We start from the raw sequence: 18,033 nt of genomic DNA on the forward strand, positions 1-18,033 counted from the left end.
GAGACGCGGGACAAAATGCCCGCGTCCCGTTGAATAGAAACTGACTAATACATGGATATTATATCGCTTACCAGCTAAAAATACCAATAAGACCTGCTGAAAGTAGTGAAACTAAAATACCTGAAAGAAGCATCAATGGGACACTCTTTGAAATAGCATCATTGCTTTCACGATTTACGATTCCTTTGAAGGCACCGATAATCATACCAGTAGTTGATAAGTTCGCAAATGAAGTCAAGAACACTGTAAGTACTGCCACGAAGTGACGTGTGTAGAGACCTGTACCGTGATAATTAGCCTTAACAGCAGCTGTTACATCTTTAGTAACTTGACCCATAACAACAAATTCATTAGTTACTAACTTAGTACCCATGAAACGTGCCATTTTGAAGGCATCTTCAGGGTTGAAACCAAGTAAGTAAGCAAATGGGAACATAATGATACCTAAAATGTTTTCAAGTGACAAGTTAGGGTTAATTAAACCAAGCACTTTATCAATCAAGTAAGCCAAAGCAACGAATGCAATAACGTTAGCTGCAATAATCAAAATCAAACGACCAGCACCAAGAATTGAATCACCAAGGAATGAGAAGAATGGTTCTTTCTTACCATCTTCCATACCTGCAGATTCAGCTGCTGATGAACCACCAATTTTGGCAATTGTGTCTTCTTCCGTGCTAACTTTAACTGGGTTAAGTAATGAAGTAATAATAATTGCGTTTAAAACGTTCAATGGCACAGCGGTAATAACGTACATACCTGGCATCATACCAATATAAGCACCAAGAATTGAAGCTGTCACACAACTCATTGACATCATAGCAATCGTAACATTACGTTGAGCTTTCATTGACTTCAATTGAAGTTGAGAAACCGCAAGCGCTTCAGTGTTACCAAGAAACATCATTTCAACAGAAAAGAATGATTCAAACTTTGGTTGACCTGTAATAAATGACAAGCCCTTACCAACCCATTTAATAATGAATGGTAACACACCGATATAAGTTAAAATATCAAACAATGGCACAATCAAGAGAATTGGTAATAAAGCGGCAGTCACAAAGTTCATGTTGCTACCCTTTGCTAAAGATCCACCAATTTCAGCACCAAGTGATGATGAAACCCAGTTAGGTAACGCAAAGGCAATCCCTTTGTATGATGCGTTAACTAACCATTCAAATCCATTAGCAGCAGCTTGGACGGCATCCCGACCAACTGAGAAACTACTAAAGAACCATGCAAGGAAAACGTTAATTACTAAAACGATTGCGATTGAGCGCCAATTGATAGCCTTCTTATCTTTAGAGAACAAGAATGCTACGCCCAAAAATACAAAAACACCAATAATGTTTATTGCTAAATACATGAGTGTATCCTTTCTGAAAACACGAAAATAACTATGAAATATTTATAATTGCACATCGGTAAAACCGAAAAAGTGTACAATTATAATAATACTAAAAAGCGAAAGAAGTTGCAAGTTTTAATATAAAATCTACTGAATATCCACAAAAAAGCGAACCATAAGCAAAAAAATACGTTAATTTATTCGTGTAAAATTCAAATATTAAAATTACACTGCCATTCTAACGCTTTTTCATCTTTTTTCCTATTAATTAGCTCTACTGAAAAGTATTACTTAGTCATTACAAACGTGAATATTTTACTAAATCAACCTAAAATAATTCCGGTTTTTAAAAAAATTGCTATAATTAAAGACATTCTTAAATAAATGCGAGGTAATAATATGAACATTCCAACTACTGATACTGCTATTTTCGCTGGTGGCTGTTTCTGGTGTATGGTGCAACCATTTGACACTTTACCCGGAATCATCAGTGTACGTTCAGGATACACCGGCGGCCATGTTGCCAACCCAACTTATCAAGAAGTATGCAGTCATACTACCGGCCATACCGAAGCAGTTAAAATCGAATTTGATCCAGCGCTTATTAGCTATGAAAAGCTCGTTGCTATTTACTGGCAAGTAACTGATCCTACTGATGCTGGCGGTCAATTCCAAGACCGCGGTGATAGCTACCGTCCTGTAATCTTTGTTAATAGCCCGGAACAACGTGCTACCGCCGAAGCTTCCAAAGCGATACTCCAAGCTTCCCCTATCTTCAAGCAACCAATCGTAACAACCATTGAAGATGCCAAACCATTCTATGAAGCCGAAGAGTATCACCAAGACTTCTACAAAAAAGATCCCCTTCGCTACGCTATGGAACATGGTCCTCGTGATCAATTCTTAAATGATCACTGGAAACGCTAGTTAAAGGTAAATAAAAAGCATCCCCACGGGGATGCTTTTTATTTACCTTTAACTGTTTGTGGTACTTTTTGAGCTTGCGAATAAAACAAAATTTTTTCCGCATTTAACTTACTAATCATTGCTTCAATCGTTGTATCAATTAAGGCTAATTGAGGATTTTCATTCAATTCTTTAATTTGTGTTTGATTTGAATTTTGAAAGCGTAACATTACTTGTTCCACATAATAATCATATGCCCGCTTAGGATACATTGAAATTGTAATTTGATTCATCCCTTGTCGAATTTGATCGAGCGCAAAAACGGACTTAAGCATCGTTAATAAGATAATATCGGCAATTTGTGTATTCCCATATTTCTTTTTAAGTGGTGGAAAAATAACCTTCTTTTTAACATAGTTATTAATCATTGTCGCAGTTACTGGTCCAATTTCTAGCGGTGCCAAAACTTCATTTACATATTCCAATAACTGGTCCATATACAATTCAAATTTTGGTAACTCGTCCCATTTAGGTAACTTCAACGCTTTATTGGCAACTGTCCACTCAGCATATGATTGATATTTCATCTGGCGTACCCCGTTTTTTCTTTATTATACTACAGATTAACTAGACTACAAAACCAGATGGCCCAATTATTGCATTAATGCACTTAAAACTTGTTCTAAATGAATCCCATGACTCCCTTTAAGAAGTACGACATCATCACTAGCTAACGTTGCTTTTAAATCAGCAATTAGCTGAATTTTATCGAGTTCAGGATAGTAATGAAGTTGATCTTTAGGATATTTATCGACCAAGACATCAACTAATGCTCCCATATCAGGTCCCATCAAAAAGACTTCTTGTATTTCGGTTGGATTCAATGAATCTGCCAAACTAGCATGTAATGCACGTGAATCTTCACCCAACTCTAACATATCACCTAAAACAACGGCCCGTTTACCTGTTGTTGTTGTATCTTTAAATACTTTAACAACTTCTTTAACTGCCGTAGGATTTGAATTGTAAACATCACTTAAGATCCGAACATCATCGTGGTTTTTTAACCATTGAGTCCGATTAGCCGTTAAGACAACATTGCGTAACGCAACTTGTAGATTTTCTGGTGAGATTTTAAGTTGACTACCAATAGCTAAAGCGGCTAAAGCATTAGCAACGTTATATTCACCAACAACAGGAATAGTAAAAGTTAAATCTGGCCATTTATTAGTTACAAAGCTTGTTGCATAATCACCAGTTTCAATTTCAGTTGCGTAAATATCATTATCGGCAGTTAACCCAAATGTTTCTTTTGCTTGTTGCACTTTAAGAGCACGTTCTTGTAGTAATGGTTCGTCACCATTGTAAACAAATAAACCAGCTTCTTGAAGTCCTGAAACAATTTCCATTTTGGCATCAGCAATGTGATCACGCGTCTTGAAAAATTCAATATGCGCTTCACCAATCATCGTAATTACAGCCATATCTGGTTTAACTAAATCACTCAAAAATTCTAACTGGCCAAAGCGATCCATTCCCATTTCAACGACTAATAATTCTGTACTCTTTTCCATCCGAAGAATGGTAATAGGTACCCCAATTTCATTATTAAAGTTTTCTGGTGTCTTAATGGTGTTGTATTGCGTACTACCAATTGCCGCAATCAAATCTTTGGTGGTTGTTTTCCCATTTGATCCAGTAATTGCCACGACTTTAGGTGACATCTTAGCCAAATAATCCCGTGCTAATTCTTGTAACCCAACTAATGTATCTTCAACAAGCACTGTTGGAAAATCAACTGGTGCTGAATCAGCATGATCATGCGCCCATAAAGTTGCAACTGCCCCATTTGTGCGTGCATTTGCTAAAAATTCATGTCCATCATTATCAGCCACTAAAGGAATAAATAATGCTCCTGGTTTTAAATCACGACTGTCAAAAGCGACGGATGTAATTTCAACATTCGCGTATTCATTAATATCATTTAATGCATTCACTGCTGTCGCGACTTCCGCAAGTTTAATCTTCATCTAAAAGAACCATCCTCTTCATAATGTATATCGTCAATGAGTTATTTTCATTGTACTTCTAACATCAATTTGCTACTTTTAATAATATCAAAGTTTCGAGGTAAAACATATGAAAAACATACTTTTTGTTTGTCTAGGTAACATTGCACGGTCAACAATGGCTGAGGCTATGTTTCGCCAAATGGTTGCTAATGAAAATTTAGCCGCCCAAATTAAGATTGATTCAGCTGGTACATCTGATTGGGAAGTCGGTAAGCGGCCCCATCCTGGTACTCAAGCCCAACTCAAGCAACACGACATCCCTTTTGATGGTATTATTGCACGACAAATAACACCTACTGATTTTAAATGGGCCGATTATATCATCACAATGGATCATCAAAATGTTGCTAACTTAACCGCTATGGCTCCTGATGAGGCCAGTAAAGCTAAGATTCACTTGGCATATGATATTCTCCCTGAAAAAGTAGGAACCGAAATTGCCGACCCATGGTATACCCAAAAATTTGACGTTACCTTTGACCAACTCACTGAAACTTTACCCAGTTGGTTAAGTAAAATCAAAGCCGATCTCAAATAATAATCATCTGCAAACAGGTTTATAATTCCTAAATTTTAGCCGTAGTTGGCTGCCAAAACGTACTCTACCAGTCCGCCATCTTCGAAATACGACAACAGCCTCCCTGAAGAATTTTTCTTCAAGGAGGCTGTTTTAATGTATTTGCATCAACTATAAAAATGCACCTTAACTTAAGGTTGCAACTTCTGTACCACGTTGTACATCAGTAGCTGTTGTTGTTAACGTTGCTTGCCACTCTGGATGGTTTGTAACGACGACAATTACATCGGTTGCTTTCCGAGAAGCCACAATGGCAATTAAGTCCATCTGGGCTAATGTTTCACCCGCCGCAACAGTTTGACCAACAGTAACTTGTACTTCAAATGGTGCCCCATTTAGTTCAACCGTATTAACTCCCATATGAACTAAAACTTCCGTCCCATCAGCCGTTTTAATTCCAATTGCATGCTGGGTTGGGAAAATCAATGTAATTTCTCCAGCAACTGGTGCCACAATTTGCCCTTCATTAGGTACAATCGCAAAACCATCACCAAGCATTTTACTAGCAAATGTTTCATCAGGAACATCTGCTAACGGCTTCAAAGTTCCGTTAGCAACTGCCACCATCGTTAACGGTGTTACTGCTACATCACTTGTTGGTGTAGTAGGCACACTAACCGCTGCGACTTCCTCAATAGGCATCGTTGCAACCGCTAGTTCACCATTTTTAATTTTATCAATATTATCAGCAATAAATTGTACTTCTGGTCCAATAACAATTTGCATTTGGTGCTCATTTAAAACATTCACACCCGCAACACCGTTAATTCGTTTAAGAGCGTTAACATCAATGACACTTGTATCATTGAATTTGTACCGAAGTCGGGTTGTACAATGAGCGGTTTCTGTTAAACGTTCTTTGGCAAGTTCACTTGATCCGTCTCCCAAAGTTAGCCAAATTTTTTCGGCCAATTGGGCGTAACGATCAGTACTACTAATCTTAGTCCCAGTAACATTGGTAACAACTTCATCATCTTCAGTGAAATCATCTTCTTCCGGATTACGACCTGGGGTCATTAAGTTAAATTTCCGAATCATAAATGTAAATGATACGTAGTAAAGCACGGCCATGAACAATCCAAGTACGATTAACATGTAGGGCTTATTTGCAAGTGGTAAATGATAATCTAGTACAAAATCAACTAACCCTGCACTAAAAGCAAAACCATTTGTCCAATGGAAACTAGCCGCAATAAACATTGATACCCCAGTTAGCACAGCATGCACAACATATAATGGCCATGCAACAAACATAAATGAAAACTCAAGCGGTTCTGTCACTCCTGTAAAGAATGAAGCAAATGCACTTGCCAACATCAATGAACCGACACGCTTCTTTTGGGCTGGTCGGGCTTGATGATAAATTGCTAACGCCCCAGCTGGTAACCCAAACATCATAATTGGGAAGAAGCCAGCTTGGTAACGCCCTGTAATTCCTTTAACACCAGTGCCATGAAGGAAATTGAAAATATCGTTAATATTAGCCACGTTAAACCAAAAGACTGAGTTCAAAGCGTGGTGTAATCCTGTTGGAATCAATAAACGGTTAAAGAAACCGTATAATCCGGCTCCAGCTGGACCTAAATTAACCACTAATTTACCAAAATCAACTAATGCTGTGAAAATTGGTGGCCAAATAACTAACATCAATAATGAAACAACTAACATCACAACAGCAGTCAAAATTGGCACTAATCGTTTCCCTGAAAAGAAAGAAATTGCTTGTGGCAACTTAACTTCACTGAAGTTATCAAACATTGCCGCAGCAATCAAGCCAGCAATAATCCCAATTAATACGTTCCCTTGAATTGCACTAAAAGCCGGGTTAATGTGACTAACTGGTTTATCAAATAACAAAGCCATGTTTGCTGGTGACAACACCTGTAATGGAATGGTTAATGCGACAAATCCAGCTAAAGCAGCCGCACCATCACGTTTTTTTGACATTCCTAATGCTAAACCGATAGCAAATAAATAAGGTAAAACGCCTAAAATCGCATTCCCCCCAGCAATCATAAATTGGGCTACAAAACCCGCTTTCAATGATGCCAACCAATTACCAACCCCAACTAAAATTGAAGCAGCGGGTAAAATTGCAATTGGCAGCATTAAAGAACGCCCCATTTTTTGGAAATATTCTTTCATGTTATATTTCTCCTTCTCCTATACCAATAGAAAATATATTACACGGAATATCGATTAAATCAAGGTTTTTATTGCTCTATACCAAAAAGCTTATAAGCTTTTTAAATCAACTTTAATTACATCTGCATAGCGAGAATTTTACCAAGATCTAATCCAATAAAACTCATACCTATACCAATCAGAATCGTTAAACTTGCATACCGCCAAGCAATCGTTTGATGATTTTCATTCAAACTCAGTAATTCACCCATAAACGTTGAAAATGTCGTGAAGCCACCAATAATTCCAGTACCTAAAAATAATTTCAACGCCGGATGCCATGGTAACGGTGCCAAGATGCCAAGTAAGAAGGCTCCACTTAAATTAATTAACAACGTTGTGATTGGTAAGGGCTGTTTCGTAACGCGCTTACCATAATCCATAACTAAAAAACGTATCACACTACCTAAAGCGGCCCCACAACCTGCAACTAAAATATTAAACATGTTTTCCTCCTACACGCATCCCCAAAATTGTTGCTAGTAAGCCACCACCAAAACTAACTACTAAATATAATAGTGCCAATCCAATGTGATGATTGATGATCAATTGATTGTTTTCTAATATTAAAGTCGAATAAGTTGTATAAGAGCCTACTATTCCCGTTGTCAAACCCGTTGCAACAGCCGGTGGCATTGCCCAGCGGGTGTTAATTTTATAATTCAAGAAACTTAGCATAAAAGCACCGGTTAAATTTATTACTAAAGTTGCCCATGGAAATGTTGGCGTTGCTAAGGCCATTTCAATGGCTTCCCGTAAGCCACCACCGATAAAGCCACCAATTAATACTGCTAGTATTTTTTTCTTCATTTCTACTCCTTAATACATATTTTATAATTCTATTATAAATAAATGTTTGACAAATAAGCATTAACTTGCTATATTTAATCACAACTTATAGACATTTCAAACGAGGAAGTTATTATGAAAACCTTTATTAACAACAATATTAATAGTTGGTGGCGTCGGTAAATTCAAGTTACATCACAGGTGTGACTTGATCAAACAGATCATTTCGCATCTGTGCCGACAACTTTTTCGTACAACGAAGGTCAGCATAGGTAGCAAGTATTAAGCTAAATATGCCGGCCTTTTTTAATTACTTTATTCTAGAAACAAGTAGTGGATTAGGTGCAGATATATTGCGCTTAATCCACTATTTTTTTGAAAGCAGGAATTATATTATGAAACGACTATTTTTATCTATCGGTTTGATTCTAGCAGTATTAGTTGGTGCCTTTTTTGGTGCTAGTCACAATACTAACCAAGCTAATACTCAGAAAAAGATTCCCACTGTTGGAATCTTACAATTTTTAACCCACCCTGCACTAGATGCGATTCACAAAGGGATGGTCGATGAACTAGCCAAAGAAGGCTATATTGATGGCAAAACAATTCACATCGATTTTCAAAATGCACAAGGTAACCAAAGTAATTTAAAATCAATGGCAACTAAATTTGATAACGAAAATGCCGATCTTTCAGTTGGGATTGCAACCCCAGCGGCCCAAGCATTAGCCAATACCGTAAGTGGTAAGGTTTTATTTGCTCCTTCGACTAACCCTGTCGCAGCTGGCTTGGTTACTGATTTAAAGCATCCTGGGAATCACGTTACCGGGGTTTCTGACCAAGCACCGCTCAAAGACCAATTAGCATTAATCAAAAAATTCATTCCACAGCTCCAAACTCTAGGTATTATCTACACATCATCTGACATTTCAGCCACAACTGAAGCAAAAGAAATGGTCAAATTAGCTACCCAAGCTGGCTTAAAAACCAAAGTTTATACAATTGCCCAATCAAATGATTTAGCACAAGTTGCCCAATCAATGGCGCGAAACAAAGCTATTAACGCTGTATTTGTACCAACCGACAATACCATTGCCAGTTCAATGCCGGTCTTACTTCAAGCAACTAACCCAGCTAAAATGCCCGTTTTCCCAACAGCTAGCACAATGGTCCAAGCTGGCGGCATTGCAGCTGAATCAATTAACCAATACCAAATTGGGGTCACCACAGGTAAAATGATTGCTAAAATCTTAAGGGGCCAAACAATTAATGACACCCCTGTTGAATTCATGAAAAAAGGTGAACTAGTTATTAATGTCAAAGCTGCTCAAAAGCTTGGTATTGACGTCCCCGCAGATTTATTAAAACAAGCCAAAGCTATTCCAGGAGGTATTATTAAATGAGTATTTTAGTATCAGCTATCGGTCAGGGCTTAATCTGGGCCGTCCTCGGGTTGGGACTATTCTTAACCTTTCGGATTTTAAATTTTGCTGACATGTCAGTTGAAGGAACATTTCCATTAGGAGCGGCAACTGCGGTAGCCTTAATTCACAATGGTGTTAATCCCTATTTAGCAATGCTCGCCGCGGCTGGAGCTGGGGCTCTAGCCGGTTTAGTTACTGGTTTACTCTACACCAAAGGTAAAATTCCGATTCTATTAGCTGGAATTTTAACAATGACTGCTATTTTTTCAATTAACCTCCGTATTCTTAACGGGGCCAACTTATCATTGTTAAATCAAAAGACAGTACTTAATAGTCATTTCATGCAACAGTTACCACCATTTTTTAATACTGTATTCGTCGGTATGATCGTATTAGCCGTCATTATCGGGGGCTTAATTTATTTATTACAAACTAATTTTGGCCAAGCCTTTATCGCCACTGGGAATAACCCAACAATGGCGCAATCATTTGGAATTAATTCAGATTCAATGACCATCTTTGGCTTGATGCTCTCAAATGCACTGATTGCTTTTGGCGGTGCCTTAATCGCCCAAAATAACGGTTATGCTGATGTTAACATGGGAATTGGTATTATCGTGATTGCATTAGCATCTATCATCATCGGTGAAGTCGCTTTCGGTGATTTATCTCTTAACTTTCGCTTGATTGCCATTGCTGTTGGCTCAATTTTCTACCGGTTTGTCTTACTCCTCGTTTTACAACTTGGTTTCAATCCAAACGATTTAAACTTACTTTCAGCAATTGTCTTAGCCCTTGCGCTGTTAACGCCTAAGCTACAACACATCTTTAAAATTAAAAATGTTCTCAAAGGATCGGTGACTCGGCATGAATAAACCTTTAATTACTTTAACGGATGTCTCAACAACCGTCCAAAATAGCACTGGTACTAGTATCAATATTTTAAAAAAGCTCAATTTGACAATCAATGAAGGGGATTTTATCACCGTGCTTGGTTCCAATGGAGCTGGTAAATCAACCCTATTTAATGTTATTGCAGGTGGCATTAAAGCTACCACTGGTACCATCAAGCTCAACAATCGTGATATTACCCACGAAAGTGAACTGAAACGTACTAAATATATTAGCCGCGTCTTTCAAGATCCCAAATTAGGGACCGCCCCACGGATGACCGTCGCTGAAAACTTACTTTTAGCTCTCAATCGACGCCACAGCTTTTCTTTGATGCCTCGTCATCTCAATAAGCATCTAGCAGAATTTACACAAATTACTAAGCAAATGGGTAACGGCTTGGACCAACGTCTCCAAACAAGCGTTGGTAGCCTTTCTGGTGGTCAACGTCAAGCGCTTAGCTTTTTAATGGCAACCATTCAAAAGCCCGAACTATTATTACTTGACGAACACACCGCTGCCCTTGACCCTAAAACAAGTGCCCAATTAATGCACCTTACTAATGAGAAAGTAACATCGAATGCACAAACTGCATTAATGATTACTCACAACCTTGAAGATGCATTGACATACGGTAACCGGCTAATTGTATTACACGACGGTCAAATTACCCTTGATGTTACGGGGACCGCCAAAGAACAATTAACTAAAGATGACTTACTTAACTATTTCGCTAGTTACTAAACCCGTCTTTGCACGCATAATAAAAGCCCGCCAATTGGCGGGCTTTTATTTTATTTATAATTCAAAATACTTTTCCAGAAATTCCGCAACGCCATCTTCTTCGTTCGTACCAGTAACATAGTGTGCATGTTCAAAAACATCCGGCGTGGAATTTTGCATTGCCACACTAATATCGCCGGCTTCAAGCATTGAAATATCATTTTCACCGTTTCCAAAAACTAGCGTATTTTCACGACCAATTTGATAATATGTTTGCACATGCTTTACCGCAGTAGCCTTATTTACACCTTTAGGTAACAATTCAATATTTTCTGGTGCGGATGATGAAATATCAAGGGTATCTAAGCCACCTAATATTTTACGAGTTAATTCGATTTTATCTGGATCACCACCAGCGACAATCCCATTAGTAACCGTCTTAGCATCAATTTCACCAATTTCTTTAAAGTAAGAAATCGCGCCACGTTTCATAATCTTAGCCGCAAAACTCATAACTGAAAGTTCACGTTTGTCAGTAACATTGTGGTACACATGTGTTGGCGTAAATAAACGGACAGAAACTTCATTTTCATTTACAATATTAATAATTTGTTGCACTGCTTCAATTCCTAAGTATTCAATTCCTTGTTGGGTACCTAAGTCATACATGGCCCCATTGGAGTTAATTAGGTTTACTTCACTATTAATCAGATTACGAACCAATTCGGCATGCACACGCATCCGCCCGGTTGCAATATAAACAATATGTCCTAGTGCTTGTAACTTTTCAAGAACTTCTTTGGTTCTAGCTGATACGGTTTGATCATCATGAATTAGTGTACCGTCAATATCAATAAAAATTAAATGTGGTTTCATATGCTCTCCTCAATTTTTCGCCAGTTACATTCTATTTGTTCATGTTAATTTTACCAAATACTACACTTCCTGCAAGCGTTTTCAGAGTTTTTGATGCAATTATTGAATGATTCCGCAAAGGTTACTATAATAAGTAGTATCGAATATTAAGAAGAGGCGTTTTCATGCAACCAATTAGAATTTTATTTAGCTCAATTTCTGGTAATACTCGTGGCTTCATCCAGAAATTAAGCACCTATGCTAACGACCAACAAGCAATTAATCCTAGTGCCCCATTAATTGAAGCCGTTGAAATTTCTGATTTAACTAATTTTACTGATGAAACAACCCCATTTTTTGTTTGCGTGCCAACTTATTTAAGTGGTGGCAATGGCATTGATAATGGTGTTAAAGAATTAATGACCAATACACTTGGTGAATATATCACCTACAATCGTAATGCCCAATTGGTCCAAGGAATTATCGGTTCTGGTAATCGGAATTTCAACGAACAATATGTTTTAACTGCTCGTCGTTATGCCCATGCCACTAACACGGCTGTTGTGGCCGACTATGAGCTTCGTGGGACATCTCAAGATGTTGAGCGCATTTATAGCATTCTCACTAAGCTTGCTTAATTAATCTATATATCTGAAAGTAGGTACTAAATATGGCCATTATTAAACCCGAGTATATTCTCGCAATTGACCAAGGAACCACTTCATCACGCGCCAAAATTTTCAATAAAAATGGTCGGCGTGTCACTGAAACTGAAACTGAAATTACAGCAACCTACCCCCACTCTGGCTGGGTAGAACAAAGTCCCCAAGATATCTGGCATAGTGTGCAAACCGTTATTGCTAGTGCCATGATTAATTCCGGTGTCCGACCAGATGAAATTAAAGCTATTGGAATTGCTAATCAACGGGAAACAACTATCATTTGGGATAAGGCAACTGGTCAACCTATCTACAATGCCATTAGTTGGCAAAGTAATCAATCAGTAGCGATTATTGAAAAATTACGTAGCGATGGGCATGCCGATATGATTCAAGCTAAAACGGGCTTACCGTTAAGCACCGCTTTTTCGGGATCAAAAATTCGTTGGATTCTTGATCAAGTCCCAGGTGCACAAGCACGAGCAGAAGCCGGTGAGTTGCTTTTTGGAACTGTTGATACATGGTTAGTCTGGAAATTATCTGGTGGAAAAGCCTTTGTAACCGACCACACTAATGCTAGTCGCACAATGCTATTTAATATTAATACACTAACCTGGGATCCTGAATTACTCGCATTATTTAATATCCCTAAAGTGATGTTACCGGAAATTAAAACGAGTTCTGAAGTCTATACGACAACAGAATCTTATCAATTCTTTGGTGGTGAGGTCCCAATCGCCGGTCTAGCTGGTGACCAACAAGCAGCCTTAATTGGCCAAATGGGCTTTGAAACGGGTTTCACTAAAAACACGTATAGTGCTGGATCATTTATTCTCCTAAATACTGGTGATACCCCTGTTGTTTCCTCACATGACTTAGTCGCTACGGTCGCCTATTCCATGCAAGGTGAAGTTAAATATGCACTTGAGGGGGCTATTTTTGTGGCGGGTTCAGCAATTCAATGGCTACACGATGGCTTAAAGATGATTGATAATGAACCTGAAACACGGACCGCAGCTGAACAATCAACTAATGATGATGAAGTTTACTTTGTGCCGGCGTTTTCTGGCTTATCAGCACCTTATTGGGACCCACATGCACGTGGGGCTGTTTTTGGTGTTACACGTGGAACAAATCGGAATGATTTTATCAAAGCCACCTTACAAGCTATTGCTTATCAAACGCGCGATGTTATTGAAACTATGCGCCAAGATACTGGCTTTGAAATTAAATCAATGCATGCCGATGGTAGTGCATCACGGAATCAATACTTAATGCAGTTTCAAGCTGACATTCTTGATGCCGAAATTCTCCGTGCTACCGATGAGGAAACAACAGCTCTTGGTGTTGCCTTCTTGGCCGGTTTAGCTGTTGATTATTGGGAATCAGTAGAAGACATTAAAAATATGACCATTGCTGGTCGGACCTTTAAACCAACCATGCCCACTAGCCGGCGAGAACAACTCTATCACGGTTGGCAAAACGCCGTTGCGGCAACGCAGTTGTTCAAACCCAATGAGTTACCGCATGATTAATTCTTAAAGTCGTGGAAAACTTTCTACGACTTTTTTAATATCGTTAATTTTTTATGTATAATACTTGTTAATACTATTCACTATTTTTACTCCATAAATATTATTTACAATGGGGTTTTGTCATTTTATAGAACGGAGCGTTACATGCAAACCACAGCCAAACATAGTGCCTTTTTACTACCTGGGATAGTTCTTCTTGGGGCCGTCTTGCGGATTCCCATCACGAGCATTCCCCCAGTCCTAGGTGAAATTGCCCATGGTCTTCACATCCCCGTATCATCCTTGGGAATTTTAACAACCTTACCATTACTTGCCTTTGCCATTTTTTCACCATTTGCCCCCTTTATTGCGCGTAAATTTGGAATTGAAGCAACCTTCATTGGGGTGCTAATTCTTATGTTTATCGGTTCCATTATCCGAATTATCTCAACACCTTTTTTATTCATTGGTACTTTGTTAGTTGGGATTGCCATCTCACAAATGAACGTGTTACTCCCCACATTAATCGCCGCTAATTTCCCAACTAAAATTGGTGGCTACACTTCAATTTACACTTTTACCATGGGATTAATGACTGCATTATTTTCCGCAATATCAGTACCAATTGTATTAGCCACTAATTGGCAAACTTTGATTATCCTATTAAGTGCTTTAGTCATTATTGCTTTACTAGTATGGTTTCCAAATGTACGGCATAACCACTTACTTGCGCCAAAAGGAACTGGTAAAAATTCAGTTCCTTCGGCTTGGAAAAATATGACTGCTTGGTACTTATTAATCTTCATGGGACTTCAATCAGCGCTCTTTTATACATCTATCTCATGGCTCCCAACCATCGCCATTTCACATGGTGTTAGTGGTAATGCTGCCGGGTTACTAGCTGGTGTAAATGCTTTAGTTTCATTGCCTGTTTCATTTTTAGTACCCAACATCATTGCCCATGCTAGCGCCCCTAAGCGCCGGATATTTGTCATCAGTGTATCGTTGCTTGCAATTATTTCATTTACCATGTTACTTTTTGCCAATGACGCCTTTGTTTTCTGGTTAATCTTGAACATCCTTAACGGATTAGCAACTGGCGCCCTCTTCCCTTACCTGATGACATCATTTGGTAAGAAGACTAATAATCCAGCTGAAACAGCCGAATTATCAGGAATGGCTCAAGCTGGTGGATACTTAATTGCTGCTGTCGGTCCATTTTTATTCGGTCTTGGCTATGCAACTTTTCACAGTTGGAATGTGCAAACCATTGCCTTAATTATCGCTACTTTAATCATGATGACCTGTGCTTTATTAGTTGAACGCAAGGAAAAAGTTTTTGATTAATCTGCAAAATAGCCTAATTTCAAAATCTTGAAATTAGGCTATTTTTTATTTTCCGCTGTGCTATTTATTAATAAACTTAATTTGAAAGCAATTTTCATGAATATCGTGTAGTTTTGAAAAAAACTTTCTAAAATTATGTAATTTTATCGCCGACACCTTAAAATCTAGTATATAATAATGTTGAAATTGTTTATTAGACTAACATTGATTGTTAAAAGGAGATATTTATCGTGCCTAAAGAAATTACAACTTTAGTAACCTTTTTTGGTGCTACTGGTGACCTCGCAAAACGTAAATTGTTCCCATCAGTTTACAACTTGTACAAAAAAGGCTTTTTACAAGAACACTTCGCTATTTTAGGAACTTCACGTCAAGAAATGACAACTGAAGAATTCCAAGCATTTGTAAGTGATTCAATCAAAGAATTCATGAATGAAGATGCTGATGCTGATTTCATCCGTCACTTTGACTACGAAAAAGCTGATATCACAGTAGCAGCTGACTATGCTCCACTTAAAGCCAAGATTGAAAAGCTTGATCAAGATTTTGCATTGAAGGGTAACCGTATCTTCTACATGTCAATTGCCCCTCGTTTCTTTGGAACAGTTGCTCAATACTTGAAATCAGAAGAATTGCTTTCAACTGATGGTGAATTTAACCGTCTTATGATTGAAAAGCCTTTCGGAGTTAGCTTTGAAACTGCCGAAAAATTACAAAACGAATTAAGCGATGCCTTCTCAGAAGACCAAGTTTACCGCATTGACCACTACTTAGGTAAAGAAATGGTTCAAAACATTGCGACACTTCGTTTTGGTAACCCAATCTTCAACAACGCTTGGAATAAAGATTACATCGATAATATCCAAGTTACTCTCTCAGAAACACTTGGAGTTGAAGACCGTGCCGGCTACTACGATACTGCCGGTGCTTTACGTGATATGATCCAAAACCACACGATGCAAGTTGTTGGTTGGTTAGCGATGGATGAACCAACTGAATGGACTGATACTGCTATTCGTGAGGCTAAAAACAAGGCCTTTAACGCCCTTAAGATTTATACACCGGAAGAAGTTGCTGAAAACTTTGTCCGTGGCCAATATGGTCCCGATGCTGATAACACGCAAAACGGCTACCTCCAAGAAAAGGATGTACCAGCTGACTCACAAAACAACACTTATGTTGCAGGTAAGTTAGAATTTGCTACTGATCGTTGGAATGGTGTCCCATTCTACATTCGTTCAGGTAAGCGTTTGGCTGCAAAGACTACACGTATTGATGTAGTCTTCAAACAAGATGCTAACATCTTCAACGGTGCCCAACCACTTGAAAAGAATGTTCTTTCAATCATTGTTGATCCTGAAGGTAAGATTGAATACTCAATCATCGCTAAGGATACAACACCTGAATTCAAGACTCGTCCAATTACACTTGAATGGAAAGTATCTGCTGAAGATAAAGCACAAACTCCTGAACCATACGAACGCATGATTCATGATACGATGGATGGTAATGGTTCAAACTTTGCTGACTGGAACGGTGTTGCCGTTGCTTGGAAGTTTGTTGATGCCATTCAATCCGCTTGGGATGCTACTCACCAAGAATTCCCTAACTACGTTTCAGGTTCAATGGGACCTGTTGCTGCTGACGAATTACTTGCCCGTGATGGTCACAAATGGATTTACGAAGGTTAATCATCAACCTTCTTTAACCGTAAATAATAAAAGAGCTAGCCGTATTTGCGGCTAGCTCTTTTATTATTTATTTCATTTGTTGCATGTATTCGGTAATAATTCCTTCACGGACACCACTTTCAGAAAAAATTATCTTTGGTGTTGCTAGAGTCATTATCAAATTCAATAGCGGTATACACCCACCTAAAATGATATCGGCACGGTTAGCATCTAAGCCAGGGAGGACAATTCGACCAGCTTTATCATGTTGAATAAGTAATTCAAATAAATCTAATGCTTGATTGGCAGTCATTTCAAAGCCGTGAAAATTTTGGCCTAGAATTCCGGTAGTTTGTACTTGTTCCATCCGCGCCAAAGTTCGATTCGCACCACCAAGTAAGACAATTGGCAATTGCCGGGCACTCATTAGCCATTCAATGTGATTATAAACAGCTTGTACATACCGATTAGCTTGAAAGACAGCTTGTGCACTTGGCGCATCGTGTAAATTAAATTTTTCCGAAAGGCTAACAGCACCAAACGGCACACTAATCAACGCTTGCTTTTGACCACCCTTAACTAAAATCAATTCTACGGATGCACCCCCGGTATCAACCAATAAAGCATCCTCAATTGCCAAAGTATGTTCAACCCCTAAATAATCATAATAAGCTTCGTCATCCCCTGACAAAACATGGATATCAATCCCAACCTCTGCTTTAACTCGGGATAAAAAGGCCGCTTGATTAGTAGCTTGCCGGACCGCAGCTGTGGCAATCGCTTTAATTTGGACATCCGGATATTGTTGATAAATTTGTTGAAAGTTTTTTAATGCTTGTAGTACCCGTTCGATGGCAAAATCTTGTAAAACTAAGGCTTCACCCATACCTTCAGATAGCCGTGTATCTTCTTTTACTCGTTCAACTTCAGTATATGTGCCATCATCTTCGATTTTTTCAACAACCATTCGGGTTGAATTTGATCCTAAGTCTACAATTGCTAAATATGCCATCCGTCTACCTCATCTTTTTAATTTCAATGTTTATTTTACATTATAATTCGATTAAATTTTAA

Annotated in this window: 17 protein-coding genes; 9 read left to right on the top strand and 8 right to left on the bottom strand. The window is 38.4% G+C overall.

Annotation, left to right across the window (positions count from 1 at the left end; all coding sequences use genetic code 11):
* Positions 1–67: 67 nt before the first annotated feature.
* Entirely contained in the window at positions 68–1,366 is a 1,299-nt protein-coding gene (locus LQZ75_RS04645) for a NupC/NupG family nucleoside CNT transporter (RefSeq protein WP_230096669.1), read from the bottom strand.
* A gap of 381 nt (positions 1,367–1,747) precedes the next feature.
* Here LQZ75_RS04645 and msrA point away from each other — a divergent pair, with 381 nt between their 5' ends.
* Entirely contained in the window at positions 1,748–2,275 is a 528-nt protein-coding gene (gene msrA, locus LQZ75_RS04650) for a peptide-methionine (S)-S-oxide reductase MsrA (protein WP_230096670.1), read from the top strand.
* Positions 2,276–2,313: 38 nt separating this feature from the next.
* Here the strand turns inward: msrA and LQZ75_RS04655 are convergent, their stop codons facing one another.
* Both LQZ75_RS04655 and LQZ75_RS04660 read right to left on the bottom strand, forming a co-directional pair.
* A complete protein-coding gene (locus tag LQZ75_RS04655; protein ID WP_230096671.1) occupies positions 2,314–2,841 on the bottom strand; it encodes a DUF1836 domain-containing protein in 528 nt (175 codons plus the stop codon).
* A 66-nt stretch (positions 2,842–2,907) separates the two neighbouring features.
* Positions 2,908–4,284, bottom strand: coding sequence for a UDP-N-acetylmuramoyl-tripeptide--D-alanyl-D-alanine ligase (locus LQZ75_RS04660; protein WP_230096672.1), 1,377 nt, complete (start codon positions 4,282–4,284; stop codon positions 2,908–2,910).
* Between the two features lie 109 nt (positions 4,285–4,393).
* On the opposite strand from LQZ75_RS04660, the gene LQZ75_RS04665 reads away from it, so the two are divergent.
* Positions 4,394–4,864, top strand: a complete 471-nt coding sequence (locus LQZ75_RS04665) for a low molecular weight protein-tyrosine-phosphatase (RefSeq protein WP_230096673.1) — start codon at positions 4,394–4,396, stop codon at positions 4,862–4,864.
* 165 nt (positions 4,865–5,029) lie between these two features.
* Here the strand turns inward: LQZ75_RS04665 and nagE are convergent, their stop codons facing one another.
* The 3 genes from nagE to LQZ75_RS04680 form a co-directional block, all read right to left on the bottom strand.
* Complete coding sequence (gene nagE / locus LQZ75_RS04670; RefSeq protein WP_230096674.1) at positions 5,030–7,048, bottom strand: N-acetylglucosamine-specific PTS transporter subunit IIBC; 2,019 nt, start codon at positions 7,046–7,048, stop codon at positions 5,030–5,032.
* Positions 7,049–7,164: 116 nt separating this feature from the next.
* On the bottom strand, positions 7,165–7,533 hold the full coding sequence (locus LQZ75_RS04675) for a fluoride efflux transporter FluC (protein ID WP_230096675.1): 369 nt from the start codon (positions 7,531–7,533) through the stop codon (positions 7,165–7,167).
* On the bottom strand, positions 7,526–7,897 hold the full coding sequence (locus LQZ75_RS04680; protein WP_230096676.1) for a fluoride efflux transporter FluC: 372 nt from the start codon (positions 7,895–7,897) through the stop codon (positions 7,526–7,528). The genes LQZ75_RS04675 and LQZ75_RS04680 overlap by 8 nt, the downstream gene beginning before the upstream one ends.
* 374 nt (positions 7,898–8,271) lie before the next feature.
* Between LQZ75_RS04680 and trpX the strand changes: the two genes are divergently transcribed.
* From trpX to LQZ75_RS04695, 3 genes are read left to right on the top strand one after another with little or no spacing between them, the layout of a single operon-like run.
* Positions 8,272–9,279, top strand: coding sequence for a tryptophan ABC transporter substrate-binding protein (gene trpX / locus LQZ75_RS04685; RefSeq protein WP_230096677.1), 1,008 nt, complete (start codon positions 8,272–8,274; stop codon positions 9,277–9,279).
* Positions 9,276–10,175: an ABC transporter permease gene (locus LQZ75_RS04690; RefSeq protein ID WP_230096678.1), complete on the top strand. Its 900-nt coding sequence runs from the start codon at positions 9,276–9,278 to the stop codon at positions 10,173–10,175. The genes trpX and LQZ75_RS04690 overlap by 4 nt, the downstream gene beginning before the upstream one ends.
* Positions 10,168–10,935, top strand: coding sequence for an ABC transporter ATP-binding protein (locus tag LQZ75_RS04695; protein WP_230096679.1), 768 nt, complete (start codon positions 10,168–10,170; stop codon positions 10,933–10,935). Before LQZ75_RS04690 ends, LQZ75_RS04695 begins: the two co-directional genes overlap by 8 nt.
* A gap of 54 nt (positions 10,936–10,989) precedes the next feature.
* On the opposite strand, the gene LQZ75_RS04700 is transcribed toward LQZ75_RS04695, so the two are convergent.
* Positions 10,990–11,790: an HAD family hydrolase gene (locus LQZ75_RS04700; protein WP_230096680.1), complete on the bottom strand. Its 801-nt coding sequence runs from the start codon at positions 11,788–11,790 to the stop codon at positions 10,990–10,992.
* A 164-nt stretch (positions 11,791–11,954) separates the two neighbouring features.
* Here LQZ75_RS04700 and nrdI point away from each other — a divergent pair, with 164 nt between their 5' ends.
* From nrdI to zwf, 4 genes are all read left to right on the top strand, one after another.
* Positions 11,955–12,407 (top strand): class Ib ribonucleoside-diphosphate reductase assembly flavoprotein NrdI, encoded by a 453-nt coding sequence (gene nrdI, locus LQZ75_RS04705; RefSeq protein WP_230096681.1) that lies wholly within the window; start codon positions 11,955–11,957, stop codon positions 12,405–12,407.
* Between the two features lie 32 nt (positions 12,408–12,439).
* Positions 12,440–13,963, top strand: coding sequence for a glycerol kinase GlpK (glpK, locus tag LQZ75_RS04710; protein ID WP_230096682.1), 1,524 nt, complete (start codon positions 12,440–12,442; stop codon positions 13,961–13,963).
* Between the two features lie 144 nt (positions 13,964–14,107).
* Positions 14,108–15,289, top strand: a complete 1,182-nt coding sequence (locus tag LQZ75_RS04715) for a CynX/NimT family MFS transporter (protein WP_230096683.1) — start codon at positions 14,108–14,110, stop codon at positions 15,287–15,289.
* A 230-nt stretch (positions 15,290–15,519) separates the two neighbouring features.
* On the top strand, positions 15,520–16,980 hold the full coding sequence (gene zwf / locus LQZ75_RS04720) for a glucose-6-phosphate dehydrogenase (protein WP_230096684.1): 1,461 nt from the start codon (positions 15,520–15,522) through the stop codon (positions 16,978–16,980).
* Between the two features lie 67 nt (positions 16,981–17,047).
* Here the strand turns inward: zwf and LQZ75_RS04725 are convergent, their stop codons facing one another.
* Positions 17,048–17,971 (bottom strand): Ppx/GppA family phosphatase, encoded by a 924-nt coding sequence (locus LQZ75_RS04725; RefSeq protein ID WP_230096685.1) that lies wholly within the window; start codon positions 17,969–17,971, stop codon positions 17,048–17,050.
* Positions 17,972–18,033 lie beyond the last annotated feature (62 nt).

This window comes from Periweissella fabaria, assembly GCF_918814575.1.
Taxonomy (GTDB): domain Bacteria; phylum Bacillota; class Bacilli; order Lactobacillales; family Lactobacillaceae; genus Periweissella; species Periweissella fabaria.